The 23,685-nt window shown below is 55.7% G+C and carries 21 protein-coding genes and 2 pseudogenes; 11 read left to right on the plus strand and 12 right to left on the minus strand.

Going from position 1 to position 23,685, the window contains the following annotated elements:
- The first annotated feature begins 50 nt into the window (after positions 1-50).
- On the plus strand, positions 51-647 hold the full coding sequence (locus AC1M2H_RS05130) for a fimbrial protein (RefSeq protein WP_426812562.1): 597 nt from the start codon (positions 51-53) through the stop codon (positions 645-647).
- A gap of 89 nt (positions 648-736) precedes the next feature.
- Here AC1M2H_RS05130 and mrkJ read toward each other — a convergent pair whose 3' ends face one another.
- The 6 genes from mrkJ to AC1M2H_RS05160 all read right to left on the minus strand — a co-directional run bounded on the left by mrkJ (position 737) and on the right by AC1M2H_RS05160 (position 6,089).
- On the minus strand, positions 737-1,453 hold the full coding sequence (mrkJ, locus tag AC1M2H_RS05135) for a cyclic-di-GMP phosphodiesterase MrkJ (RefSeq protein ID WP_480150553.1): 717 nt from the start codon (positions 1,451-1,453) through the stop codon (positions 737-739).
- Positions 1,454-1,610: 157 nt separating this feature from the next.
- Entirely contained in the window at positions 1,611-2,195 is a 585-nt protein-coding gene (locus tag AC1M2H_RS05140; RefSeq protein ID WP_480151846.1) for a LuxR C-terminal-related transcriptional regulator, read from the minus strand.
- 4 nt (positions 2,196-2,199) lie between these two features.
- Positions 2,200-2,904 (minus strand): flagellar brake protein, encoded by a 705-nt coding sequence (locus AC1M2H_RS05145; RefSeq protein WP_480150554.1) that lies wholly within the window; start codon positions 2,902-2,904, stop codon positions 2,200-2,202.
- Positions 2,905-3,304: 400 nt separating this feature from the next.
- A complete protein-coding gene (locus tag AC1M2H_RS05150) occupies positions 3,305-4,171 on the minus strand; it encodes an oxidoreductase (protein ID WP_480150555.1) in 867 nt (288 codons plus the stop codon).
- A gap of 115 nt (positions 4,172-4,286) precedes the next feature.
- Complete coding sequence (locus AC1M2H_RS05155; RefSeq protein WP_480150556.1) at positions 4,287-5,516, minus strand: amino acid permease; 1,230 nt, start codon at positions 5,514-5,516, stop codon at positions 4,287-4,289.
- A 111-nt stretch (positions 5,517-5,627) separates the two neighbouring features.
- On the minus strand, positions 5,628-6,089 hold the full coding sequence (locus AC1M2H_RS05160) for a multidrug/biocide efflux PACE transporter (RefSeq protein WP_480150557.1): 462 nt from the start codon (positions 6,087-6,089) through the stop codon (positions 5,628-5,630).
- A 140-nt stretch (positions 6,090-6,229) separates the two neighbouring features.
- Here AC1M2H_RS05160 and AC1M2H_RS05165 point away from each other — a divergent pair, with 140 nt between their 5' ends.
- The 3 genes from AC1M2H_RS05165 to AC1M2H_RS05175 all read left to right on the plus strand — a co-directional run bounded on the left by AC1M2H_RS05165 (position 6,230) and on the right by AC1M2H_RS05175 (position 9,349).
- The gene (locus AC1M2H_RS05165) at positions 6,230-7,099 is read left to right on the plus strand and encodes a LysR family transcriptional regulator (protein WP_480150558.1); all 870 of its coding nucleotides are present in this window, start codon (positions 6,230-6,232) and stop codon (positions 7,097-7,099) included.
- 116 nt (positions 7,100-7,215) lie between these two features.
- Complete coding sequence (locus tag AC1M2H_RS05170; RefSeq protein WP_480150559.1) at positions 7,216-8,394, plus strand: acetyl-CoA C-acetyltransferase; 1,179 nt, start codon at positions 7,216-7,218, stop codon at positions 8,392-8,394.
- 259 nt (positions 8,395-8,653) lie between these two features.
- Entirely contained in the window at positions 8,654-9,349 is a 696-nt protein-coding gene (locus AC1M2H_RS05175) for a porin (RefSeq protein ID WP_480150560.1), read from the plus strand.
- A 199-nt stretch (positions 9,350-9,548) separates the two neighbouring features.
- On the opposite strand, the gene AC1M2H_RS05180 is transcribed toward AC1M2H_RS05175, so the two are convergent.
- Positions 9,549-10,724, minus strand: a complete 1,176-nt coding sequence (locus tag AC1M2H_RS05180) for an oligogalacturonate lyase family protein (RefSeq protein ID WP_480150561.1) — start codon at positions 10,722-10,724, stop codon at positions 9,549-9,551.
- A gap of 545 nt (positions 10,725-11,269) precedes the next feature.
- Between AC1M2H_RS05180 and kduD the strand changes: the two genes are divergently transcribed.
- Both kduD and araE read left to right on the plus strand, forming a co-directional pair.
- The gene (gene kduD / locus AC1M2H_RS05185) at positions 11,270-12,031 is read left to right on the plus strand and encodes a 2-dehydro-3-deoxy-D-gluconate 5-dehydrogenase KduD (RefSeq protein ID WP_480150562.1); all 762 of its coding nucleotides are present in this window, start codon (positions 11,270-11,272) and stop codon (positions 12,029-12,031) included.
- Between the two features lie 308 nt (positions 12,032-12,339).
- Positions 12,340-13,758, plus strand: coding sequence for an arabinose-proton symporter AraE (gene araE, locus AC1M2H_RS05190; protein ID WP_480150563.1), 1,419 nt, complete (start codon positions 12,340-12,342; stop codon positions 13,756-13,758).
- Here araE and AC1M2H_RS05195 read toward each other — a convergent pair whose 3' ends face one another.
- The gene (locus tag AC1M2H_RS05195) at positions 13,759-14,754 is read right to left on the minus strand and encodes a LacI family DNA-binding transcriptional regulator (protein ID WP_480150564.1); all 996 of its coding nucleotides are present in this window, start codon (positions 14,752-14,754) and stop codon (positions 13,759-13,761) included.
- Positions 14,755-14,842: 88 nt separating this feature from the next.
- On the opposite strand from AC1M2H_RS05195, the pseudogene AC1M2H_RS05200 reads away from it, so the two are divergent.
- From AC1M2H_RS05200 to AC1M2H_RS05220, 5 genes and pseudogenes are all read left to right on the plus strand, one after another.
- A pseudogene (locus tag AC1M2H_RS05200) lies at positions 14,843-14,932 on the plus strand (hypothetical protein); the annotation flags it as partial.
- 65 nt (positions 14,933-14,997) lie between these two features.
- Positions 14,998-16,239 (plus strand): oligosaccharide MFS transporter, encoded by a 1,242-nt coding sequence (locus AC1M2H_RS05205; RefSeq protein ID WP_480150565.1) that lies wholly within the window; start codon positions 14,998-15,000, stop codon positions 16,237-16,239.
- 18 nt (positions 16,240-16,257) lie between these two features.
- Positions 16,258-17,691: a glycoside hydrolase family 32 protein gene (locus AC1M2H_RS05210; protein WP_480150566.1), complete on the plus strand. Its 1,434-nt coding sequence runs from the start codon at positions 16,258-16,260 to the stop codon at positions 17,689-17,691.
- 124 nt (positions 17,692-17,815) lie between these two features.
- A protein-coding gene (locus AC1M2H_RS05215; protein WP_480148365.1) for an IS1 family transposase occupies positions 17,816-18,510 on the plus strand; the annotation gives its coding sequence in 2 pieces (ribosomal slippage) (positions 17,816-18,062 and positions 18,062-18,510; 696 coding nt in all).
- A gap of 15 nt (positions 18,511-18,525) precedes the next feature.
- A pseudogene (locus tag AC1M2H_RS05220) lies at positions 18,526-19,236 on the plus strand (carbohydrate porin); the annotation flags it as partial.
- A 113-nt stretch (positions 19,237-19,349) separates the two neighbouring features.
- Here AC1M2H_RS05220 and AC1M2H_RS05225 read toward each other — a convergent pair.
- The 4 genes from AC1M2H_RS05225 to AC1M2H_RS05240 are packed head-to-tail and all read right to left on the minus strand — an operon-like array spanning position 19,350 to position 23,577.
- Positions 19,350-20,636, minus strand: coding sequence for an ABC transporter substrate-binding protein (locus AC1M2H_RS05225; RefSeq protein ID WP_480150567.1), 1,287 nt, complete (start codon positions 20,634-20,636; stop codon positions 19,350-19,352).
- Positions 20,637-20,652: 16 nt separating this feature from the next.
- Positions 20,653-21,780 carry an ABC transporter ATP-binding protein gene (locus tag AC1M2H_RS05230; RefSeq protein ID WP_480150568.1) on the minus strand — a complete coding sequence of 376 codons (1,128 nt, stop codon included), beginning with the start codon at positions 21,778-21,780 and terminating at the stop codon, positions 20,653-20,655.
- A gap of 11 nt (positions 21,781-21,791) precedes the next feature.
- Positions 21,792-22,694 carry a carbohydrate ABC transporter permease gene (locus AC1M2H_RS05235; RefSeq protein ID WP_480150569.1) on the minus strand — a complete coding sequence of 301 codons (903 nt, stop codon included), beginning with the start codon at positions 22,692-22,694 and terminating at the stop codon, positions 21,792-21,794.
- The gene (locus AC1M2H_RS05240; protein WP_041147051.1) at positions 22,687-23,577 is read right to left on the minus strand and encodes a carbohydrate ABC transporter permease; all 891 of its coding nucleotides are present in this window, start codon (positions 23,575-23,577) and stop codon (positions 22,687-22,689) included. The genes AC1M2H_RS05235 and AC1M2H_RS05240 overlap by 8 nt, the downstream gene beginning before the upstream one ends.
- Positions 23,578-23,685: the final 108 nt, after the last annotated feature.

The following is a 23,685-nucleotide window of genomic DNA, read 5'->3' on the forward strand; positions in this document are numbered from 1 at the left end:
AGAAAAATGGATATAAGCATAGCGGCAAACGATTTGCCGGCCTGCTGGCGATGAGCGGCCTGCTTGTTGCCTCTTCCGCCGCGGGTTTTATGACCAACTATGATAACGGGCGGGTGGATTTTGCCGGCCGGGTAACGGATATCTCCTGCAGCGTGGCGCTTAACGGCGGCCATAATGCCGGCAGCGGCAGCGTTTGGCTGGCGCCGGTAAGCCTGGCGGAGGTGCACGATCGCGGGGCCGGAGCCTTTATGAAAGCGCAGCCCTTTACCCTTGAACTGTCGAACTGCCAGCTGCGTCACGACGGCGGCGCGGCGGACCAAAGCGAAGTCCGTGCGGTGAACGTTCGCTGGATCGACGGGTTTATGGTCAATAACGTCAACAATGAAAATGCGGGCTATCTGGCGAACACTCTGCCGGACGGCGCGCGTAACATTTATCTGGCGCTGTCGACTAATGACAATAATACGCTGGATAAGAGCAATAAAATTGTGCCGGCCGATCCGCTGCAAAACCGGGTGCCGATTAAAGAAAAAGCGCTAGATGGCGGCGTATTTACCTATTATATCGGCTACGTTTCCCCGGCGCCGGAAAAAGCCACCTCCGGTCCGATGACCAGCTGGGCGACCTGGGAGCTGGTTTATAATTAAGCCCCCGGGCGCGTGGGCGCAAAAGCGCGCTTTCCGGCAGCCGTTTGGCATTATTCGCGCGGAAAAAATGCCGGAGAGCCCGGCATTTTTTAAATGACTTTATCTTCTTCAACCAGCTCTTCAATGCTAACTTCTTTCCAGTAGTGTCCCTGAATAGCGAACCACGACATTCCCTGTAGCCATTTTTTATGCGCCTCGCTTTCTACCCCTTCAATAATAACGTTATGGTTGTTGTGGGCAAGGAAAGTCACCAGCGCATCCATTAGCGGTCGTCCGGACTCTTTTTGCATTAAATGCCAGAAAAAGTCTTTGTCGATTTTTACATAATCGAAATGATAGCCACGAATGGCGTTAATGCCCGCATTGCCAGCGCCGAAATCATCCAGCCAGAGGGTGGTGGTTTGCGTGCTTTGCCAGGCGCTAAGTGCATTATTAAGCAGGTTATTAGAATTTTCCGTCACTTCAAAATGGACGCAGCCCAGGCGCTGAATATACTCTTCGATCTGCGGCTGGCGTAAAATGCTGAGGATATGGTCGTCCACGTTGATGGTGGCAGAAATATTATTCTTAATAAACCACGCCTTATGCTTCTCAATCAGCGCCAGCTGCTCCATGAAAATACTTTCGCGGAGCGTTTTATTGGCGTGGCGGAAGAAAAACTCGGGTGCTACGGGAATATAATCGAAGCGGCTCAGGCATTCAACGGCAACCAGTTTGTCCTGCGGCGAGAACATTTTCTGAAAAACATAACGAACAGAGATATCGCCACGTGATAAGTTATGGTCTGAAAATATGTTAGCGTTCATTTTCTCGTGTCGGAAATTTAGCAAGCGGAGGCTGCAGAGTGAAAATATTATAAGGGACCTTGATGCCGATGTGAATTTTTATTAAAAGCAAGTGACCAATTGATGACAATATTTTGATTGGTCACTTGCTTTGGTTTTCAGGGCGCGGCGAAAACGTCTAACACTGATACATGGTGACTATTTTTTTATTCATAACCCGGGAGCTGCCCATGTCGAGCTTTTTCATGATATGAATGCGATGGCTGTGCACCGTTTTATGATCAATGTTGAGAACCGCCGCGATACGCTTGTTGTTATAGCTGGCCATGAGCAGCTCCAGCACCTGAAGCTCTCTGAACGAGAGCTTTTTATGGGTTAGCATAAACCGGTAATCGACGGCGGAGGTCGGCACCTTTGTGCTCTCTGAAAAATCGTTAAGCGATGATTTTTCAGTTAAAACAAGCAAGTTTTCTAAAAAAATCAGCTCCCGACACAGCCCGGCGATATCGCTCCTGACGATCAGCACCAGCCGGACGCAGCGCGCCAGGCAGAAGCGCATTTTGTTTAGTAAGCGCACCGTGTCGGCAGCAGAAATATCCTTATGAATGACGTTGAAAATAATAATTTTAGCCTGAGGGAGGGCCTCCCCTTGAATGATATTGTGATAGCTTAAGGTGATAACGTTTTTATTGTTATCAATCATATAACGATGTATTGATTGACCGATAAGGTTGTCATCGGTGTATAGCAATATGCTGTCCAAGGGCTCAGATTCTCTTTTTTCTCTTTGCTTCAAGAATCAAATCAAGCAGTATTTTCTCTATTTTTCTCTTGTCGTCGTGATGGCGGAACTTAAACTGACAGGAAACCTGATGATAGCTTTCCCTCTCTTCATTCTCCTCATCGAGGGTCACCGTCACGACATTTTTGACCACCAGGTCGACGGTGATCTCCCCATATTCGGCGAGGGAAAGAATCGAATTTTTAAGAACTGAATTGTGGGTGAGAAACTTGAGATTGGGGTCTTTGGCCATCAGCGCGCAGCCGCCGTCTGAAATATCTTTAATTTCAAAAGTGTAGTTCTCGCCATTCTTATGGCGGCCATGACAAAAGAAATCATGCTGATGCTGTAAGCGAAATCGCGGATCGCGCCGTCTTTGAACCACCTGGATACATTCCGGTAAGGTAAATGAGACTTTATTACTTTTGGCTGAACTACTCCCCGAATGTTTCTTCAGCGTTGAGCAGAACTCTATCTTTCCTGAATCGCTATGCAGAACAAATTTGAATTTATGCCCCGGAGGGATTTTGCTGTGGGTGACGATGTGGAATTCTGAAAAATCTACACGCGCCAGTTGAGTAATGAAGCTTTTGTTATTAAAGAAAATCTCTATCTCAGACTGTTTTCTGAGTTCCTCCCTGAAAATAGCAATGATCTCATACTTACTGGCCTTTATTGTTCCCTCTGTCATGTGAAGTCCTTGTTAATTATTATATTGTGTATGGATTTTTTATAGCAATAGCAACATTCTGATTGTGTTAACCAGATGTTTTAATGAGCATTTGATGTTATTAGCTATCTTTTTCACTAAATTGATTCGTATAAACGTCGAATGGGCAGTTGTTTTTCCTGTAATCAATAGTTCATTAATGAGCATAGATACAAACGACTGCGGCCTCCAATAAGGAGGCCGGTCGAAGAGTATAAAGTGGCGCTATGGATAGGGATAGTCGCAAAAAAACGGCTGGGGGCAAATACCCATTTGTAGGATCTATAGTGCCAGCAGCGTTGAGTTAATTCCAGGCAAATATTAGCGCCAGAAGACCCCTGTCGCCATGCGCTTAGAAGCGTTGGCGGCAGGGGACGGTTGCTCAAAGTTTGAGGTTATCTAAGGTACTGAGAGCGCCGGCGGGCAGGGTTAAGGCGGCTGCGGCAAGGTTTTCTTCAAGATGCTGGCGCGATGAGGTGCCGGGGATAAGCAGAATATTGGGGGCACGCTGCAGCAGCCAGGCGAGGGCGACCTGCATCGGCGTCGCCGCAAGTTCGGCGGCGATATCGTTCAGCTCCTGTGCCTGAAGCGGCGTAAAGCCCCCGAGCGGGAAGAAGGGAACGTAGGCAATATTCTGTGCTGCCAGCGCGTCAATAAGCTCGTCATCCTGGCGATTCGCGACGTTATATTGGTTCTGCACGCAGGCGACGGGCGTCAGCTTTTGCGCGTCGGCGACCTGCCTGGCGGTGACGTTGCTGAGCCCAATGTGGCGGATTAACCCTCGCTCCCTGAGCTCGAGCAGCGTCGTCAGCGGGCCTTCCAGCGATCCTTCGGCCGGACCGTGGGTGCCCAGCATGCTGCGCAGGTTTACGACCTCCAGCACGTCGAGATTGAGGTTTCGCAGATTATCCTCAACCGCCTGGGTTAATTCCGCCGGCGACATGGCCGGCAGCCAGTTCCCCTTTTCATCGCGGCGGGCGCTGACTTTGGTCACGATGCAGAGATCGTCAGGGTAGGGATGCAGCGCCCTGCGGATCAGCTGGTTGGTGACGTGCGGGCCGTAAAAATCGGAGGTATCGATATGGTTGACCCCCGCGGCCACCGCCGCCTGCAGTACGCGAATCGCGTTTTCAGGATCGGCGGGCGGGCCGAATACGCCGGAGCCCGCTAGCTGCATTGCCCCGTATCCCAGGCGATAAACCTGACGGTCGCCTAAGGTGCCGGTTCCGGATTGCCGTACGTTGGACATAGAGACTCCCCCTGTAGTATGCACTGCCTAAGTGTAAACCGGTCAGGGGATATCCAGCGGCGGGAATATTAGCAGAACGTGCGGCAACGGCGGTGGCCGTCGCCGCGGGGGAGGATTAGCTAAAGAACATCACCGAAACGCACAGCAGACCGACGACCAGGGTAATGAAATTCCCCGGCGATCGGTACGGCCTGAGGGCAGGAATGATGTACGTCGATAGGGTCGGCATGATGAACAGGATCATGGCGATCAGCGGTCCGCTGATGGCGTAGATCATCGAGATGGCGTTGGGATTAATAAAGCACACCGCGAAGGTCAGCGCCGAAACCAGCAGGATCGACATCGCGCGGTTAAAGGCGCGGCTCTTGCGGATCCCCATCTGCCCCAGCGACGTTTTCACGATTTCGCTGGCGCCCTCAATCACCCCGAAGTAGGTCCCGAGGAAGGATTTTGACATCGCCACCACCGCCACGACGATCCCGGTTACCGCCAGCCAGGCCGGGGAGCCGGGCATCATCGATAGCGCGGAGAGAATAGTGACGCCTTCATCGCGCGCGCTTGCAATATAGGAGGCCGGTATCGCCAGCAGGCAGCTGACGACAAAAAACAGCACGCTGGCGCAGATGATGGTGTAGGCCACTTTCATGATTTTTTTGCATTTACCCATCGCCTGCTCGCCGTATTTCTCCTGCTGGTCGATAGCAAAAGTGGAAATAATCGGCGTATGGCTAAAAGCGAAAACCATCACGGGGATAGAGATCCAAACCTGGTGGAAGGTATGCGAGGTCAGCTGCATCTGGCTGGTGAGGTGCGCGGGCTGCCAGTCGCCGATCAGGTAGATAGAGAGGAACAGGAAGCAGGCGATCAGCGGAAACACCAGAAAGCCCATCACCTTAATGGTGATGTGACGGCCCATCAGGAAGATCAGATTGAGGACCAGAACGACGGCAAGGCTGAGCAGCGCGCGCGCGCCGGCGGTAATCGGTATATGTCGCGCCAGCTGTTCGGCCAGGGAGTTGGTGATCGCCACGGCGTAAATCAGGACCACCACGAAAAAGGCGAGGAAGTAGAGCCCGGTGATCAGATTCCCGACCTTCTTGCCGTAATAGTGATTGACCGCGCCGGTGATGCCAGCGCCGGGAACAACCTTAGCGGAGAGAATAAACTGACTCAGCGCCCTGTGCGGCCAGTAGGTCAGCGGCCATGCGACCAGCGCGGTGATGAGCAGAACAACGGCGCCGGCGGACCCTAGCTGAATCGGCAAAAACAGAGTGCCAGCGCCTACGGCAGTGCCATATAAGGCAAAACTCCAGAGAGTTTCTTCTTTTGACCAAATTTTAGACATTGTATAAATTTATCAACCATAAAACCAAAAAAAAGGAGTGTAATTTACCACACCTGCCCTTTGGTCGTGGTGATAGTTTTCGCTGACGGGCCGCGTCGGGAGCGGCAGCCTTTAGCTGCGCACGGGGATCCGCCGTTGGCGATACTTGAGCACCCGAACGCGCAGCGTGTCCCAGACCCAGTTAAACAGCATGGTGTAGGGCAGGAAGAACAGCATAAAGCCAATTTCCAGCATAAACGCCTGCAGCAGCGAGACCCCGAGGAGCAGCGCGACGGCGGTGACGCCGATAACGATAAATCCGCTCTCAAAGCCAATGGCGTGCAGGGCGCGAACCTTCAGGTTCCTGATCACGCGGGAAACCGGCCAGATACGGTCAAAGAGCATGTTATAAATCAGGTTCCAGACCATCGCCAGCGTCGCGAGGAGAATGCTCAGGCCGCCCATTTCGACCACCGATCGCTGCATCAGCCAGGCCGCGGTGGGAGCGAGGATCAGCGTGGCGAGGCCCTCAAAGCTGACCGCGTGAATAATACGTTCTGTCAGCGACTTACGCTGCAGGTTGCTCTGTTGCATGGTGTTTATCTCCGGGTAACGCCGGCGTTCACGGCCCTTTATTAGCGATGTCGGCTGAACGCGTGGTAAGAAATTACTCCGCATTTTATGGGTAAATATGATAAACAAAAGATAGTATCCATCGATAAAGTAGATAGTTCATGCGCTATTCTTCCGAAGCACTCACCGCTTTTGTCGAAGCTGCGGCCTGCGGCTCGTTCTCCGCCGCCGCGCGCCGCTTGCGCAAAAGCCAGTCCACCGTCAGCACCGCTATCTCAAACCTTGAGGCCGATCTCGGCGTGACGCTGTTCGATCGTTCAGCCCGTCAGCCGGTGCTGACGCCCCAGGGCGAGCAGGTGCTGGGCTACGTGAAGGCGATTCTGGCGGCAAGCGACCGACTCGATGAGCTGGCTATTTCTCTCTCCGGCGAAACCGAGGCCCGGCTCACCTTTGTGCTCTCCGATACGCTGCATCCCGATGTCCTTGAAGATCTGCTGGAGCAGTTCGACCGCCGTTTTCCGCACACCGAATTTGAGTGCCTGATCGGTGAGGATGAGGACGTTGTCGACCTGCTGCAAAAGGAGCGCGCGCAGGTGGGGCTGATTGAGGCCCGGGATAGCTATCCTCCGGAAATCGGCTCTACGCGCCTGCCGCTACAAACCGCGATGGCGATTTACGTGGCGCCCCGGCACCCGCTGGCGACGCAGGGGAGAGTCGTCTGGGATGAGCTGCACAGCTGGCGCGAGCTGCGGCTGAGCACCTATCTGGAAAGCAGGAACGGTCCTGCTCACGGGCAGGTATGGTCAGCGCCCAACTACCTGCTGCTGCTCAGCATGACGGTCCAGGGGCTGGGCTGGTGCATTTTGCCCTGCGCGCTGGTGGAGGAGTTTGCCGGCGTCGACACGCTGGTGCCGCTCGATATTGCGGGCTGGCCGCGGGCGATTTCCGTCGATTTATTATGGAACAGGCGGGCGCCTCCGGGCGAGGCGGGCAGCTGGCTGCGCCAGCATTTACAGCGTCAGGAGCAGTAAAATCGCCGCAAATCTTTGTGATTTACCTCACTTTTTTTAAACATTTGCGAAATCTTTTGATAACAATTCTCTACTATGTTGGTGTTTCTTTGCACAGAGGCAGGCAGAGGTAGAGGATGAAAGATGTCGTGATCGTCGGCGCGCTGCGGACGCCTATTGGCTGCTTCCAGGGGACGCTATCGCGCCACTCGGCGGTGGAGCTGGGGAGTCTGGTGGTTAAGGCTTTGGTCGAACGAGCCGGAATCGATCCCCACGCTATTGATGAAGTGATCCTCGGGCAGGTTTTAACCGCCGGCACCGGGCAGAACCCCGCGCGCCAGTCGGCGATCCGCGGCGGGCTGCCGAATACCGTTTCGGCGATCACCATTAACGACGTGTGCGGCTCCGGGCTGAAGGCCCTGCATCTCGCCACCCAGGCCATTCAGTGCGGCGAGGCGGATGTGGTGATTGCCGGTGGTCAGGAGAATATGAGCCGCGCGCCGCACGTGTTGACCGATAGCCGCACCGGGGCGCAGCTGGGCAACAGCCAGCTGATCGATAGCCTGGTTCACGACGGTCTGTGGGACGCGTTCAATGATTACCATATGGGCGTAACGGCGGAAAACCTGGCGCGGGAGTACGGCATCAGCCGCGAGCAGCAGGACGCCTGGGCGCTGAGCTCGCAGCACAAGGCGCGGCGGGCGATCGACTCCGGCCGCTTTCGCGACGAGATTGTCCCGGTGATGACCGAGCAGAACGGCGCGCCGCGACGGGTGGATACCGATGAGCAGCCGCGGGTGGACGCCAGCGCGGAAGGTCTGGCCCGCCTGCTGCCAACCTTCGACCGCCTCGGTTCGGTAACCGCAGGCAATGCCTCAACGATTAACGATGGCGCGGCGGCGGTGATGATGATGAGCGAGGCGAAGGCGCTGGAGCTTGGCCTGCCGATCCTCGCGCGGATCCGCGCGTTCGCAAGCGTAGGCGTCGATCCGGCGCTGATGGGGATTGCGCCGGTACATGCGACCCGCCGCTGTCTGGAAAGAGCGGGCTGGCGGCTGGACGAGGTTGACCTTATTGAAGCCAACGAGGCGTTTGCCGCGCAGGCGATTTCGGTGGGCAGGGTGCTGGAGTGGGACGAGCGGCGGGTCAACGTCAACGGCGGCGCCATTGCCCTCGGTCACCCTATCGGCGCCTCCGGCTGCCGCATTTTAGTTTCACTGGTCCACGAGATGATCAAGCGGGACGCCCGTAAAGGGCTGGCCACGCTGTGCATCGGCGGCGGCCAGGGCGTCGCGCTGGCGGTGGAGCGAGCGTAACCGCCAAAAGAAGTCTCTTCCTTTCTAAGCCTCCTTGTGATCCAGGAGGCTTTTTTATTGGCGTTAAGCCCCCTTTTCTCGACGTATTTCGGTAAAAAAAGGCGAATAACGGCCTCTTTTGTTGAGCGTTGTCACGTCTTTATGTGCCATGTTTTTTGAAACAAATAATTACGATCTCGATCACTAAAACATGGTGCCTTAAAAAATAAAATTCAGTTTCATAAAAAAGAAACATAATTTTAATTTTGAGGGGTACCCTATGTTGACACGATCTCTGGCTCTTGCTGCTCTCTGCGCCGCCTCTTTTGCCGCCTCAGCCGTTACGGTGGATTTGCGTCATGAATTCATCGACGGCGGTAAAACCGATAAAACCAACGCCGACCGCGTCGCCGTTTCGCACCGGTTCGCCAACGGCTTTGGCTTCTCCGTCGAGGCAAAGTGGAAGTCGGGAGGGGATAACACCGATCAACCTTATTCAGACTTCGTGGGCAACGGGCACGAAGAAACCATCAGCTGGCAGTGGAAGGCGAACAAGAATTTCTCCGTCACGCCGGGCTTTAATATTGAAAGTAACGACAGCCGTTCGATCTATAAGCCGAATCTGCGCGTGCAGTATAGCTTCGATAACGGTTTCTACGTTGCCGCCCGCTACCGCTATGACTACACCCGCTATCCGGCAAACGCGGGCAAAGAGGACGATAAAGTTAACCGCGGCGATGCATGGGCAGGCTTCGTGATGGGCGACTGGCGCACCGAGCTGAACTACGTTTATGCCCGCAGCAGCGAAGGTATAAATCGTAATAACAATAAACCCTACTCCCAGGAATATAACGTCAAGCTGGCCTATAAGCTGGATAAAAACTGGGCGCCCTACGGCGAGGTGGGTAACGTTGGCGTCAACGATCGCAGCGACCGCCAGACCCGCTTCCGCGTAGGCGTAGCGTACACCTTCTAACCTGAACAACCGCCTCATTCGTTTACCCCGGCGCGGTTAGCCGGGGTTTTGCCGTTAATCGGCCGCCATCCTCTGTTGATGATCGCCCGCTTCACCGGCTCCGCCCGAATGTGGCGGGGAGCGGGGCAAAAAAAAGCCCTCCGCGAAGGAGGGCAAGGCCAGTTACAGAAGTACGCAATCAAACTCAGGTTACAACAGGTTATGCCGGCAGCATCTCGCGCTGCTCGGGCAGCTTCGCGATATAGATAGCCGGTTTACCGTCTTTATCGGAGCTAAACAGAATCGCACCGTTGTCCGGCGTAAAGGAGGGGTGCGGATGGGTCACCTGGCGGCTGTTATTGAGCGTTGCCCAGGAGGTATCGTGGCGCGCAACGCGGAAATAAGCCCGCTTCGCCACGTCGAAAACGTACAGATAGGGGTCGTTATCGATGGTATAGCCGCCGGTATCTTTTACGTCTACCGGAGTGCCGGAACCGTCGCCTACCAGCAGCGTGCCGTCAAAATTACTCATCAGGTGCGAGCAGGAGGGCATCTGCATCAGCGCTTCGTTCACGCCGCTGTCCGGGTTAAAGCTGTAAATGGTTCGTCCCTGCTGGCCCTTCAGGTAGGAGACGTACACCAGCGCGGAGCCGTCCGGCACCCAGAACTCGTGAGTGCAGCTTTCGCCTTGCGCATGCTCTTTGACTTTACGTACGCCGGTGCCGTCTTCATTCACCAGCCACATGCGCGCGTCTACGAGATCGTGCGGACCTTCGTGGCAGAAGGCGACGGTGCGGTCATCAAACGGTCGATAAATAGGATGGCCCAGCCAGTTTTTCTCTTCATGGATGGTGCGGCTTTCACCGGTTTGCAAATCGACGCCCAGCAGGCGGCAGCGCGGGCCCTTATGGAAGAAGTCGTGGAAAGTCTGCCAGTCGTTAAGCGGCGTCCAGTCGCTTTTGGCGATCTCGATGCCCACCAGCTTGCTGCAGTCGCTGTTGGCGACCCAGGTTCCGTAACCCACCCACTCATCGGCGACGCGATAGACCTCGCGCTCCTGCAGCGTAGCGAGGTTGACCTCCAGCAGCGAGCGGTCGTTTTTAACGTAATAAAGCGAAGTATCGTCCGGCGAGAGGAAGCCGCCGAAGGTATTGTCGCCGGCCCCTTCGGTGAGCTGAACGGCTTCGGCCGCGGCGATATCCAGCAGGTAGTAGTTCCAGTGCCCGTCGAATTCACCGGCGAACAGCAGGTGGCTGCCGTCGTTGAAAAAGCATTTCTGATAGAAATAGTTACGATGGCAGGTCACTTCCGGAGGGGTTAAGCGGGTGACCTCTGTCCCGGTATCGGGATCGCGGCTGACTTTGTAGTTGAGTTTGACCCGCATGCCTTTAGCCATGATGTACTCCTTTTCCTTCCTGCGGTAGCGGCTCCCTGAGGGGCGTATTACCGGATGAGATTGATTTAAAAGATGGGTGTTAATTTATCAAAACATCGTTTCATTATTTGTGATGGCGAGCGCAGTTCACAATAACTTCCTGCGGTGGATCGCGTTTTTTTGGCTACGAGCAGCGGCATTGCGGCGGAACTTTGTTTTTATACCATCTTTTTACGATCTGATGATTATTTTCAAAGTTAACATAATTGTTTGTATTTAAACGAATTTATTTCGATCTTCTCTCAGGGTGGAGCGGCGCTTCGTGATCTGATTTGCATTTTTAGCATTTGCCGACTTAAAAATTGAAACGATGTTTTAATAATAATTGTAAATGACCTTGCCTGGCGATAAGATGATGTCACCAGTAAAACGGAACTCTGTTTTATTTTTATGATGGGGAAGTCCCAGAGAGTTCTTCTTACCATATGGCCAGCGCAAGCAGCCGGTCGAACCTATAGAACCTCGCCTGTGTAGTGCGGGCTATCTGAAAGATAAAGGAACCAGGTATGATACTCGATACATTCTCTCTCCAGGGTAAAGTGGCCGTTGTGACCGGATGCGACACCGGTCTGGGCCAGGGCATGGCGGTAGGGCTGGCGGAGGCGGGCTGCGATATTGTCGGTATCAATATTGTTGAGCCCAAGGAAACGATTGAACGCGTCACCGCGCTGGGCCGTCGTTTTCTTAGCCTGACCGCCGATCTGCGCCAGGTTGACGGGATCCCGCAGCTGCTGGAGCGCGCCGTCGCCGAATTTGGCCATATCGATATCCTGGTCAACAACGCCGGCCTGATTCGCCGTCAGGACGCCCTCGAGTTCAGCGAAAAGGACTGGGATGACGTGATGGATCTGAACATCAAGAGCGTCTTCTTCATGTCCCAGGCGGCGGCGAAGCACTTCATTGCGCAGGGCAACGGCGGCAAAATCATCAACATCGCCTCAATGCTCTCTTTCCAGGGCGGCATCCGTGTTCCCTCCTACACCGCCTCAAAAAGCGGCGTGATGGGCGTCACCCGCCTGCTGGCGAACGAGTGGGCGCAGCATAACATCAACGTCAACGCTATCGCGCCGGGCTATATGGCGACGAACAATACTCAGCAGCTGCGCGCCGACGAGCAGCGCAGCGCTGAAATTCTTGAGCGCATTCCGGCGGGGCGCTGGGGCCTGCCGAGCGATTTGATGGGGCCAGTGGTGTTCCTCTCCTCCCGCGCGTCTGACTACATCAACGGCTATACCGTTGCGGTGGATGGCGGCTGGCTGGCGCGTTAGTTTTCCCCGCTTTGGCGGATAAAAACCTGCCCCAGACGGCGGGTTTTTTTATCCGTGAACATTAATTATCCATATTGATAAATGAAAATAATCCATATTAATTGGTTATAGAGTGGCGATAAATCGCATGAATATTGGATTTTTATCAGCTGCTGATAAATTTTCGTGCCGACATGAAAGTTGAATGTCCATCACAAAACGATGACTGGTAGCTAATTAGTCCATATTTTTGGCATCTCCACCCTGACACATTACCCCGCCGATCCCGTACTTTCTCATCACGTCTTACTATGTTCTGGCAGGGGAAAATGACCTCAATTAATAATGACTCTACGTTAATGCCGCGTACGCAGCGCGATACCCAGCGCATGAACCAGTTTGTCTCCATTGCCGCCGCGGTGGCCGGACTCCTGTTTGGCCTCGATATCGGGGTGATTGCCGGGGCGTTGCCCTTTATTACCGATCATTTTGCCTTATCCAGCCGCCTGCAGGAGTGGGTGGTGAGCAGCATGATGCTGGGCGCCGCCGTCGGCGCGTTGTTCAACGGCTGGCTCTCTTTCCGCCTCGGGCGTAAATACAGCCTGATGGTCGGGGCAATACTTTTTGTGGCCGGATCCATCGGCTCCGCCTTTGCCAACAGCGTGGAGGTCCTGCTGCTGGCGAGGGTTCTCCTCGGCGTTGCCGTCGGGATCGCCTCCTACACCGCGCCGCTTTATCTCTCTGAAATGGCAAGTGAAAATGTCCGTGGGAAGATGATAAGCATGTATCAGCTGATGGTGACGCTGGGGATCGTGATGGCCTTTTTATCCGATACGGCGTTTAGCTACAGCGGCAGCTGGCGCGCCATGCTGGGGGTGCTGGCCCTGCCTGCGGTCCTGTTGATTATTCTGGTCGTGTTCCTGCCCAACAGCCCGCGCTGGCTGGCGGAGAAGGGGCGCCACGTCGAGGCGGAAGAAGTGCTGCGCATGCTGCGCGATACCTCGGAGAAAGCCCGGGATGAGCTCAATGAAATTCGCGAAAGCCTGAAGCTCAAGCAGGGCGGCTGGGCGCTGTTTAAGATCAACCGCAACGTCCGTCGGGCGGTGTTTCTCGGCATGCTGCTGCAGGCGATGCAGCAGTTCACCGGGATGAATATCATCATGTACTACGCGCCGCGTATTTTTAAAATGGCGGGCTTCACCACCACCGAGCAGCAGATGATGGCGACCCTCGTCGTCGGCCTGACCTTTATGTTTGCCACCTTTATTGCGGTGTTTACCGTGGACAAAGCCGGACGTAAGCCGGCGCTGAAAATCGGCTTTAGCGTGATGGCGCTGGGCACGCTGGTGCTCGGCTACTGCCTGATGCAGTTTGATAACGGCTCCGCGTCAAGCTGCTTATCCTGGCTTTCCGTCGGCATGACCATGATGTGCATTGCCGGCTATGCCATGAGCGCCGCCCCGGTGGTGTGGATCCTGTGCTCGGAAATTCAGCCGCTGAAGTGCCGCGACTTCGGTATCACCTGCTCGACCACCACCAACTGGGTATCGAATATGATTATCGGCGCGACCTTCCTGACCCTGCTCGACGCGATTGGCGCCGCCGGCACCTTCTGGCTCTATACCGCGCTGAACGTCGCCTTTATCGGAGTGACGTTCTGGCTGATCCCGGAAACCAAAAACGTCAGCCTTGAGCACATCGAACGCAACCTGATGTCCGGCAAGAAGCTGCGCGATATTGGTAACTGATTACAGCGACGCTCTCGGCAGCCAGGGGCTGGCAACCCGCACCGTATCCCGATGGCTGTCGCCGTTAATAATATGCAGGGCGCTCAGACTCCCTATTTCATAATGCGGAAGCTGCACCGTTGAGAGCGGCGGTAAAAACAGATCGCCAATGCCGACCATATTATCGTAACCCACCACCGCCACGTCCTGCGGAATGCGCAGGCCCTGCGCCAGCAGCGTCTGATAAACCATAAAAGCGATGCGATCGTTACCGCAAATCACCGCATCGAACCGTGGCTTACCTTCGCGGATATTGGCCAGCAGCATCGCCGGGATGTCGCGGTAGTGCTCATCGCCATACTCCATATAACGGTGTTCGAGCGTATGCGGATCGATACCCGCTTCCCGACAGGCGCGCTCCAGCCCCTGGCGTCGGCGCACGGTCGCCAGATGTTTCGCCGGCAGATGCAGGCACAGCGGGCGGCGATAGCCCGCCGCCAGCAGAGCCTGCACCGCCGCATACTGACCCTGCTCGTCGTCCGGAACATAGCTGGCCACCGGGTCGTGCAGGCTTTCGCAGTTGGCCAGCACGCAGGGGAGGGTCAGCAGCTTGGCCGGGAGCGGCACCTGGCGCAGCCCCATGGTGGTGTAGATAATCCCGTCCGGTCGGTGGGAGAGCAGCAGATCGACGATAGTTTCCGGGCTATCGTCGGAAAACATATTGACCACGAAGCTGTTCCAGCCGTGCGCCCGCGCGGTTTCTTCGATTGAGAGCGTAATTTCCACCGAGAAGGGGGTGGTGACGGTATCCAGCGCCAGTACTCCGATGGTGTTTGGCGTAGCGTGGGCGCCGCGTATTTTTTTGGCGGAGAGATCGGGGACGTAGTTGGTCTGTTCAATGGCGGCCTGAACGCGAGCCAGAGTCTCTGGCTTCAGGCGCTCCGGGCTATTCAGCGCCCGTGAGACCGTCATTAGAGAGACATTCGCCAGTTTTGCCACATCTTTCAAAGATGCCATATTTACTACTCCAACGCTGTCGTCAGGCAACAGGCTATATAACTAAGTCGCTGATGTAAAAGGATCATGCGATATTCTATCGCAGGTTGTGCCGCAGCGATGGCGAGGAATATTTGATCGCGATCGCATCTCTGTTATGTTAACGTTAACTTATGTGATTAACATCATGTATTTCAGCTAAAGAGCATGAGCTTTGCGTTTTGTTAACGTTACCATCTGCGCATTACTCCAACAGAGAACGTCATGATGAAAGCACATCACTCTCACAGCTATCCGATACTCAGCGCCTTACTGTTTTTCTTTTTCGTGACCTGGTCTTCGTCCGGCTCTTTGCTCTCTATCTGGCTCCATCAGGAGGTCGGACTGAAGGCGGGGGATACCGGCATCATCTACGCGGTTCTCTCCGTTTCGGCGCTGTTTGCCCAAATTTGCTACGGCTTTATTCAGGATAAGCTCGGCCTGCGTAAAAACCTGCTCTGGTATATCACCGCGCTGCTGATCCTCTCCGGGCCCGCCTATCTGCTGTTCGGCTACCTGCTGGGTATTAACATTTTTCTCGGCAGCGTTTTTGGCGGGATCTACATCGGCCTGACCTTTAACGGCGGGATCGGCGTGCTGGAATCCTACACCGAGCGCGTGGCGCGCCAGAGCCAGTTTGAGTTCGGCAAGGCGCGGATGTGGGGATCGCTGGGCTGGGCGGTGGCGACCTTTTTTGCCGGCCTGCTGTTTAACATCAACCCGAAGCTGAACTTTGCCGTCGCCAGCTGCTCCGGCCTGGTATTCTTTGTCCTGCTGGCGAGGCTGCGGGTCTCCTCTGCGCCGCAGGCGATGGAGGAAGCGGTGGCGGGCGGCAAGGTGACGCTGGAGGACGCGCTGCGTCTGCTCACTCTGCGCCGCTTCTGGGCGCTGGTGTTTTTCGTCGTCGGCACCTGTATTTACGGCGTCTACGACCAGCAGTTCCCGGTCTATTTCTCCTCGCAGTTCGCCACGCTGCAGGAGGGCAACGCCATGTACGGCTACCTGAACTCATTCCAGGTGTTTCTTGAGGCGGCAGGGATGTTCTGCGCGCCCTGGCTGGTTAACCGCATTGGCGCGAAAAATGGCCTGATTTTCGCCGGTATGGTGATGGCGCTGCGGATGGTGGCCTCCGGGCTGGTGGAGGGGCCGCTGCTCATCTCAATAACCAAGCTGCTGCACGCGGTCGAGCTGCCGATCCTGCTGGTATCTATTTTTAAATACAACAGCTTAAACTTTGATAAGCGCCTCTCATCGACGCTCTATCTGGTGGGCTTTGCCTGCACCAGCTCGGTTATCGCGACCGTGCTGTCGCCGCTGGCGGGCTATAGCTACGAGATATACGGCTTTGCCCGGTCCTATTTGATTATGGGCCTGCTGGTGTTCTTCACCACCTTTATCTCCATCTTCTTGCTGCGCTCGGCTAAGTCACCATCCGACCCGATGATGCCGCAACCCTCCGTTATTTGAATGACAAGAGTGAAGACTATGACCTACTCAATTAGCAACGCCGAACGGGAACTGCAGGCGAAAAGTGGTGCGCTGAACCTGCGCTGGTACCCGCGCTACCATCTTGCCGCCCGCGCGGGCTGGATCAACGATCCTAACGGCCTGGTGTGGTTCGACGGCTGGTATCACGCCTTTTACCAGCACCATCCCTACTCGACGCAGTGGGGGCCGATGCACTGGGGCCATGCGCGCAGTAAAGATTTAGTGCACTGGGAGCATCTGCCGGTGGCGCTGGCGCCGGAAGGCCCGGAGGATAAGGACGGCTGCTTCTCCGGCTCCGCGGTGGTCGACGGCGATACGCTGGCGCTGATTTATACCGGGCATAAATTCCACGGCGACCCGAACGACGAGGCCAACCTGTATCAGGTGCAGTGCCTGGCGACCAGCCGCGACGGCATCCACTTTGAGCGCCAGGGGATGGTCCTCGATACCCCGCCGGGGCTGCACCATTTCCGCGATCCTAAGGTGTGGCGCGAGGGGGATAGCTGGTACATGGTTGTCGGCGCGCGCCTCGGCGACGTCGGCCAGGTGCGCCTCTACCGTTCGGCCGATCTGCGCCAGTGGCAGGACGCGGGCGTGCTTGATGAGGCGGAAAAAGAGATGGGCTACATGTGGGAGTGCCCGGACTTTTTTACCCTCAACGACAGGCGCGTGCTGATGTTTTCTCCGCAGGGCATGGCGGCGCAGGGCTATCAGAATCGTAACCTGTTCCAGAGCGGCTACCTGCTCGGCGACTGGCAGCCGGGGGGGAAGTTTGTGCGCGAAGGCGAGTTTGTAGAGATGGACAGCGGGCATGATTTTTACGCGCCGCAGAGCTTTCTGACGCCGGATGGTCGGCGAATCGTTATCGGCTGGCTGGATATGTGGGAATCGCCGCTGCCGGAGCAGCAGGACGGCTGGGCGGGGATGCTCTCGCTGCCGCGCGAGCTGAGCCTGAGCGCCGACAGCCGGCTGCGGATGCGCCCGGCTAAAGAGGTCGAAAGCCTGCGCGGAGCGTGGTTCCCGTGGCCGGTAAGCACCTTGAAAAACCAGCAGACCACGCTGGTGGAAAACTGCGAGGCGATGGAGGTTATCCTGCATTGGGATAGCGCCAGCTGCAGCGCTGAGCAATACGGCCTCCGCTTTGGCGACGGCCTGCGGGTCTACGTTGATGCGCAGATGCAGCGCCTGGTGCTGGAGCGTCACTATCCGCAGCATCGACTGTGCGGCGCGCGCAGCGTGCCGTTAACCGCCGGGGCGCCGCTGAAGCTACGGATATTCTTCGACAGCTCTTCCGTCGAGGTCTTCGTTAACGAGGGCGAAGCCTGCCTCAGCAGCCGTATTTATCCGGATGCTGACCGCCGTGAATTAACCTTATTTGCGTGGAGCGGATCCGCCAGCTTATCTGAGGCCGGAGCCTGGCAGCTCGAATAACATCGTCACTGTTTTATTTGGTCGTTAATAACCCGTCTGCGACGATGGGCGGGTTATTATTGCCGTGCTGGTAATGCCTCTAATTAGTTGAATGATGTATAATGCCCGCTTTTGAGGTTTTCTCATGGCCAGCGTTAACGTTCATTGTCCCCGTTGTCAGTCTGCTCAGGTTTATCGCCATGGTCAGAACCCTAAAGGCCGTGACAGATTTCGCTGTCGTGACTGCCACCGCGTGTTTTTACTCACCTATACCTATGAAGCCCGTAAGCCGGGTGTCAAAGAGAAAATTACCGAAATGGCCTTCAACGGTGCCGGTGTCCGGGATACGGCAAGAACGCTAAAAATCGGCATTAACACCGTCATCCGCACTTTAAAAAACTCGCGCCGAAGCGAATAACATCCTCTCCGGTTGCCCATGCAGATGTGGCTCTTATCTGTGAACTCGATGAGCAATGGGGCTTTGTCGGCAGTAAAGCCCGGCAGCACTGGCTCTGGTATGCCTACAACACCAAAACAGGGGGCGTTCTGGCTTATACGTTCGGCCCCCGTAATGATGAGACATGTCAGGCGCTGCTGGCGTTATTGACCCCCTTCAGCATTGGCATGATAACGAGCGACGATTGGGGAAGCTACGCCAGAGAGGTGCCGAAGGAGATACATCTGACTGGTAAAATTTTCACACAGCGCATTGAGCGAAACAATCTGACGCTGCGAACCCGTATCAAGCGGCTGGCACGCAAAACAATATGTTTTTCACGTTCCATCGAATTGCACGAAAAAGTCATCGGCTCATTCATCGAGAAATACATGTTCTACTAATTGGAGGCATTACCGATGAAAGAGGGGCGCGGACGCAGCAGCAGCGGCGGCAACTTCCTGCTGAGCAAAAATCTCGACAGCTGGTACGTCGAGGTGAATACGCTGGTGGAGGACGGCAGCACGCTCTTCGTCGATCGCAACTATCACGGCAACGCGCTGGATAACCAGAAAAACGTCGCCTATGTGCGTCCGGTGGTGGCGTGGCACTCCGGCGCGTGGTCGGTGGCGGCGGCGATGGAGAGTAACCTCGTCAATAACGCCTACGGCTATCAGGACTCACGCGGCCGCTGGGTCGACCAGTCGAGCCGTACCGGCTACGGCATGACCATGAGCTGGAACACGCAAAAGGCCGACCCGCAGGATGGCGCGGTGGTGAATCTGAGCACCGCCTATCTTGACGCCACGGATGAACAGGACTTCAGCGCCGGCATCAACGCGTTGTGGCATCGCGTGGAGCTGGGCTACATCTATGCGCATAACAAAATCGACCAGTTTAATCTGGCGGGCGTGAGCGCAGAATGCGACAACGAGTGCGCCGTGCTTGCCCCGGGACGCTATGACATCCACACGCTGCACGCCTCGTGGCTGCTGCCGAATATCATGGATATGGCGAATTTTAACATTTACCTCGGCGCCTACGCCTCGTGGCTGGATTCATCGGCGGAGAAAAGCGCGGGCGCGGACGAACGCTACGGCGCTCGCGTGCGCTTCAAATACTTCTTCTGAGGATAAAGAAAACCGCCGGTCCTGGCGCCCGGCGGGATGATGTTGTCTTTCGTGGCGGGCTTCTGGCAAGTCCTCCCGCAGCGGGAGCCGCGGGGAGGTTTGGCAGGGTGTAATTAGCGCATGGCGCGCTTGAGAATGCGGTCCGACTGACGCTGGAAGTCCACCGCCGTCTCTTCCACGGATTTCTGCCCGTAATCGATGTACTGCAGGGAGGTACCGAACTGGGCAACGATCTGCGGATCGTCGAAGTACGGCGACACGGAGAGCTTCGCCGGCAGAGACTGCGCCAGCCGCAGCCCGGAAACCGCCGGATCGTCAACCTTGATCGTGCCGTCTTCGGTCAGGTACTGCACCGCGACTTTACTCAGCGGCACGCCGCGCTCGAGCCCTAAGGTATCGACCCCGGCTTTGTTGTTCAGCAGGAAGTTAATCACCTTCGCCGCCGCTTCCGGGTTTTTCGTCGATTTACCGATCGAGAGCATCTGCGCGGGCTTAAAGAACAGGCCGGCGTCGGTGGCTCCCGGCAGCATGGGGTATTCGCCCAGCGCCAGCTTCGCCGGCGGCTTGAGGTTGTCGGAGTATTTGTTAATGGTGGAGTTCCACATATAGGTTCCCGCCCATTCGCCCTGAATCCACGGCTTCATCTCATACATGTTGCTCTTGCCGAATGAGGCAAAGTACTTGGTATCCGGCATCACGTGGCTGTCGATAAGCTTTTTATACATCTGGAAAAACTCGACCCACTGCTCTTTGCTGTAGGAGAATTTCTTGGTTTTATCGTCGATAGCCGGCTGGTTGTACTTCTGAATCATGTAAGAGTTCAGCAGCGCCAGGGTGTCCTGGTGCTCCAGCACCACCGGGTAGTACTGCTTGCCGAGCTTGCTTTCAAAGGCTTTTCCCGCCGCCATCAGCTCGTCCCAGGTTTTGGGGAACGCGACGCCGGCTTTTTCCCAGGTTTCATCGTTAAAGTAGAACACCCGGGCGGTGACGGAAATGGGAATGCCGTTGAGCTTGCCGTTAACGGTGGTGGACTGCAGCTCCTTCGCGTCAAACTGGCTGAGATCGATGACGTCCTTCATCTTATTCAGGTCGTAAAAGCCGTCGCCATTTTTCGAGAAAATAGGCAGCCAGTTCCAGTTGGTCTGCATCACGTCAGGCTCGGTGCCGCCGGCGATTTGCGTGGTCAGGCGCGAGAGGTGGCCGTCCCAGCCGGTATATTCCGACTTGACGTTAATATCCGGATTCTGCTTATGAAATTCTTCCAGCGCTTTCAGGGTCACCTGATGGCGGCCGTTGCCGCCCCACCAGGACATGCGCAGGTTAACGTCCTGCGCCAGAGAAGGGAGCGCGGTCAAGCCCAGAGTGGCGGAGATTGCGGCGCTTAAGAGCACTTTTTTCATTTTAATACTCCAGTGATTACAGAGAGATGTTCTGTTCGGTCGACGCATCAAAGAGATGGCACTTGTTGAGATCGAACCGGTAATAGATCTTACGATGCAGGCCTTTTTCGATAATCGGCCTGGCTTCGTCGGAAGGGACGCGGGCGGTCAGCTCATAATCGGCGACTTTCATATAGACAAAGAACTCGTGGCCCATATTTTCCACGCGAACCATCTCGCCGGAGCCGCAGCCTTCGGCGAACGGCTGGTCCGAGATGGAGACAAACTCCGGGCGCACGCCGTAGAACAGCGGCTGGTCTTTGTAGCCTTCGGCTTTGCTCTGCAGCGCGTCGTTGAGGGGCAGCAGATCGTCGCCGATGTTCATATGCAGGCGGCCGCTGCGATCAACCAGCTTGCAAGGGCGGATGTTCATCTCCGGCGCGCCGATAAAGCCGGCCACAAACATATTCTTTGGCTTGTGGTACAGATTATCCGGGGTGTCCACCTGCATGATGTGGCCCAGCTTCATCACGCAGATGCGGTCGCCCATGGTCATGGCTTCGGTTTGATCGTGGGTGACGTAAACGGTGGTCGCCGGCTTGCCGGATTTCTTCAGCTGCTTGTGCAGGTCAGAGATTCGGATGCGCATCGAGGCGCGCAGCTTGGCGTCGAGGTTAGAGAGCGGCTCATCGAACAGGAACACGTCCGGCTTTTTAACAATCGCCCGGCCAACCGCCACGCGCTGGGCCTGGCCGCCGGAGAGCTGGCGCGGCAGACGGTCGAGCAGCTCCTCCAGCTCGAGGATTTTTGCCGCTTCGTTAACCTGGCTTTCAATCTGCTCCTTTGGCAGCTTGCTCAGCTTGAGGCCAAAGGCGAGGTTTTCGCGCACCGTCATATGCGGATAGAGCGCGTAGTTCTGGAATACCATCGCAATGCCGCGCGCCTTCGGGGCGAGGTTATTGACGATTTTCTCCCCGATGCGTACTTCGCCGCCGCTGATGGTTTCCAGGCCCGCCAACATGCGCAGGGTGGTGGATTTGGCGCAGCCGGACGGCCCGACGATCACCATAAACTCCCCGTCAGCGATTTTCAGATCGATAGCGTGTACCGCTTTAAAGCCGTTGGAGTAGACCTTTTCCAGTTTGTTGAAAATAACTTCAGCCATGTTTTTCCCTCTTAACCTTTAATCCCGCTGCTGGTGACGCCCTGTACGAAGTAGCGTTGAGCCAGGAAGAATACGATGATGGATGGCAGAATGGAGATGCTCGCCATTGCCAGAATTTCGTTCCACGGAGCGCCTTCCGTAACGTCGATAGACATTTTCAGCGCCAGCGCGATCGGATACTTATCGACGCTATAGACGTAAATCAGCGGACCAATAAAGTCGTTCATTGACCACATAAACTGGAACAGGGCGACCGAGATAATCGCCGGTTTTAAAATCGGCACCACCACGTACCACAGCACCTGGATGGAGTTGCAGCCGTCAATCTGCGCCGCCTCTTCCATATCGCGCGGCACGCCGCGCAGGAACTGGATCAGCATGAAGACGAAGAACCCTTGGGTGGCGAAGGCCAGCGGCAGGTACAGCGGCATATAGCTGTTCAGCATCCCCATTTCGCGGAACATCAGGTACTGCGGGATAAGCAGTACGGTGCTCGGCAGCAGCATGGTGGTGATGAGGGTGGCGAACCAAAACTTCTTCCACGGGATCTCGAAGCGGGCAAAGCCGTACGCCACGATGGTGGAGGAGATAATGGTCAGGATCACTTTCGGGATCACATACTTGAAGGTATTCAGCATATAGTGGCCGAAGTTGTATTCGGTCCCGGTTTTCCAGCCGTTGATAAACCCGTCCCAGGTCGCGTGAGCGGGCCACAGGCTTAGGGTGGTGAAGATCTCATGGTTCGGTTTGAACGATGCCGAGAACATCCACACCAGCGGATAGAGCATCAGCAGGCCCACGATCAGCAGGATCACATAGCGGACGCTGGCGTTTATTTTTTCACGGCGCAGCGTTCTGGCAACCTCGCGCTCTGCGATATCACGAGCCGCGGAAATTTGTTGGATATCAGCCATTTTTGCCTCCCTTATCGGCGGAATAGAACACCCAATATTTCGAAGACTTAAAGGCAATAGCGGCAAATACCGCGACGACCAGGAACAGCACCCATGCCAGCGCCGCGCCGTAGCCCATATCGAAGTACTTAAATGCGGTGTCGTAGATATAGAGCGAGAACAGATAGGTGGAGTAGGTCGGGCCGCCGCCGGTTATCACATACGGTCCGGTAAACTCCTGGAACGCCTGGGTGGTTTGCATAATGAAGTTGAAGAAAATCACCGGCGTAATCAGCGGCACCGTGACCTTCATAAACATCTGCCACTTCGAGGCGCCGTCGATCATCGCCGCTTCGTACTGCGATTGCGGAACGTTCTGCAGCGCCGCGAGGAAGATAACCATCGCCGAACCGAACTGCCAGACGCGCAGCAGGGTCACCGACATCAGCGCCAGCGACGGCTCGCCGAGCCAGTTGACCGGGTCGAAGCCCAGCACGCCGATAAAGCTGTTCAGCAGGCCGTCGATAGCGAACAGCGCGCGCCACAGCACGGCGATAGCCACGGAGCTGCCGAGAATAGAAGGAATATAATACGCGGTACGGAAGAAACCGATTCCGCGCAGCTTAAAGTTCAGAACAAAGGCGATGCCCAGCGCAAAGGCCAGCTTCAGCGGAATGGTTAAAAAGACATAGGCGAAGGTGACGCCCATGGACTTCCAGAAGAGCGAATCTTCGGTCAGCATGTAGCGATAGTTTTCAATGCCGTTAAATACCGGCGGACTCATCAAATCGTACTCAGTGAAACTGAGGAAGAAAGATGAAACAAAGGGAAAGGCGGTAAAGATTATCAGCCCGATGATATAGGGCGATATCCATGCCAATCCCAGGAGCTTGTTTTCATTCATACATACCTACCTGGCTTACGAGTTTGTAAAACGGATTCGGTTTAAATCCGGCGAGCTTCAAGCTGCGGGCGTCACGTGCGCTGAAAGGTAGCCGGAAAAATTAATCTG

The sequence above is a fragment of the Klebsiella sp. F11 genome, from assembly GCF_056712265.1.

Bases quoted from the DNA above. Each gene is read 5' to 3' on its own strand.
- AC1M2H_RS05130 (WP_426812562.1), top strand. From the start codon at position 51: ATGAGCGGCCTGCTTGTTGCCTCTTCCGCCGCGGGTTTTATGACCAAC.
- mrkJ (WP_480150553.1), bottom strand. From the start codon at position 1,453: ATGAACGCTAACATATTTTCAGACCATAACTTATCACGTGGCGATATC.
- AC1M2H_RS05145 (WP_480150554.1), bottom strand. From the start codon at position 2,904: ATGACAGAGGGAACAATAAAGGCCAGTAAGTATGAGATCATTGCTATT.
- AC1M2H_RS05150 (WP_480150555.1), bottom strand. From the start codon at position 4,171: ATGTCCAACGTACGGCAATCCGGAACCGGCACCTTAGGCGACCGTCAG.
- AC1M2H_RS05155 (WP_480150556.1), bottom strand. From the start codon at position 5,516: ATGTCTAAAATTTGGTCAAAAGAAGAAACTCTCTGGAGTTTTGCCTTA.
- AC1M2H_RS05160 (WP_480150557.1), bottom strand. From the start codon at position 6,089: ATGCAACAGAGCAACCTGCAGCGTAAGTCGCTGACAGAACGTATTATT.
- AC1M2H_RS05165 (WP_480150558.1), top strand. From the start codon at position 6,230: ATGCGCTATTCTTCCGAAGCACTCACCGCTTTTGTCGAAGCTGCGGCC.
- AC1M2H_RS05170 (WP_480150559.1), top strand. From the start codon at position 7,216: ATGAAAGATGTCGTGATCGTCGGCGCGCTGCGGACGCCTATTGGCTGC.
- AC1M2H_RS05175 (WP_480150560.1), top strand. From the start codon at position 8,654: ATGTTGACACGATCTCTGGCTCTTGCTGCTCTCTGCGCCGCCTCTTTT.
- AC1M2H_RS05180 (WP_480150561.1), bottom strand. From the start codon at position 10,724: ATGGCTAAAGGCATGCGGGTCAAACTCAACTACAAAGTCAGCCGCGAT.
- kduD (WP_480150562.1), top strand. From the start codon at position 11,270: ATGATACTCGATACATTCTCTCTCCAGGGTAAAGTGGCCGTTGTGACC.
- araE (WP_480150563.1), top strand. From the start codon at position 12,340: ATGACCTCAATTAATAATGACTCTACGTTAATGCCGCGTACGCAGCGC.
- AC1M2H_RS05195 (WP_480150564.1), bottom strand. From the start codon at position 14,754: ATGGCATCTTTGAAAGATGTGGCAAAACTGGCGAATGTCTCTCTAATG.
- AC1M2H_RS05205 (WP_480150565.1), top strand. From the start codon at position 14,998: ATGATGAAAGCACATCACTCTCACAGCTATCCGATACTCAGCGCCTTA.
- AC1M2H_RS05210 (WP_480150566.1), top strand. From the start codon at position 16,258: ATGACCTACTCAATTAGCAACGCCGAACGGGAACTGCAGGCGAAAAGT.
- AC1M2H_RS05225 (WP_480150567.1), bottom strand. From the start codon at position 20,636: ATGAAAAAAGTGCTCTTAAGCGCCGCAATCTCCGCCACTCTGGGCTTG.
- AC1M2H_RS05230 (WP_480150568.1), bottom strand. From the start codon at position 21,780: ATGGCTGAAGTTATTTTCAACAAACTGGAAAAGGTCTACTCCAACGGC.
- AC1M2H_RS05235 (WP_480150569.1), bottom strand. From the start codon at position 22,694: ATGGCTGATATCCAACAAATTTCCGCGGCTCGTGATATCGCAGAGCGC.
- AC1M2H_RS05240 (WP_041147051.1), bottom strand. From the start codon at position 23,577: ATGAATGAAAACAAGCTCCTGGGATTGGCATGGATATCGCCCTATATC.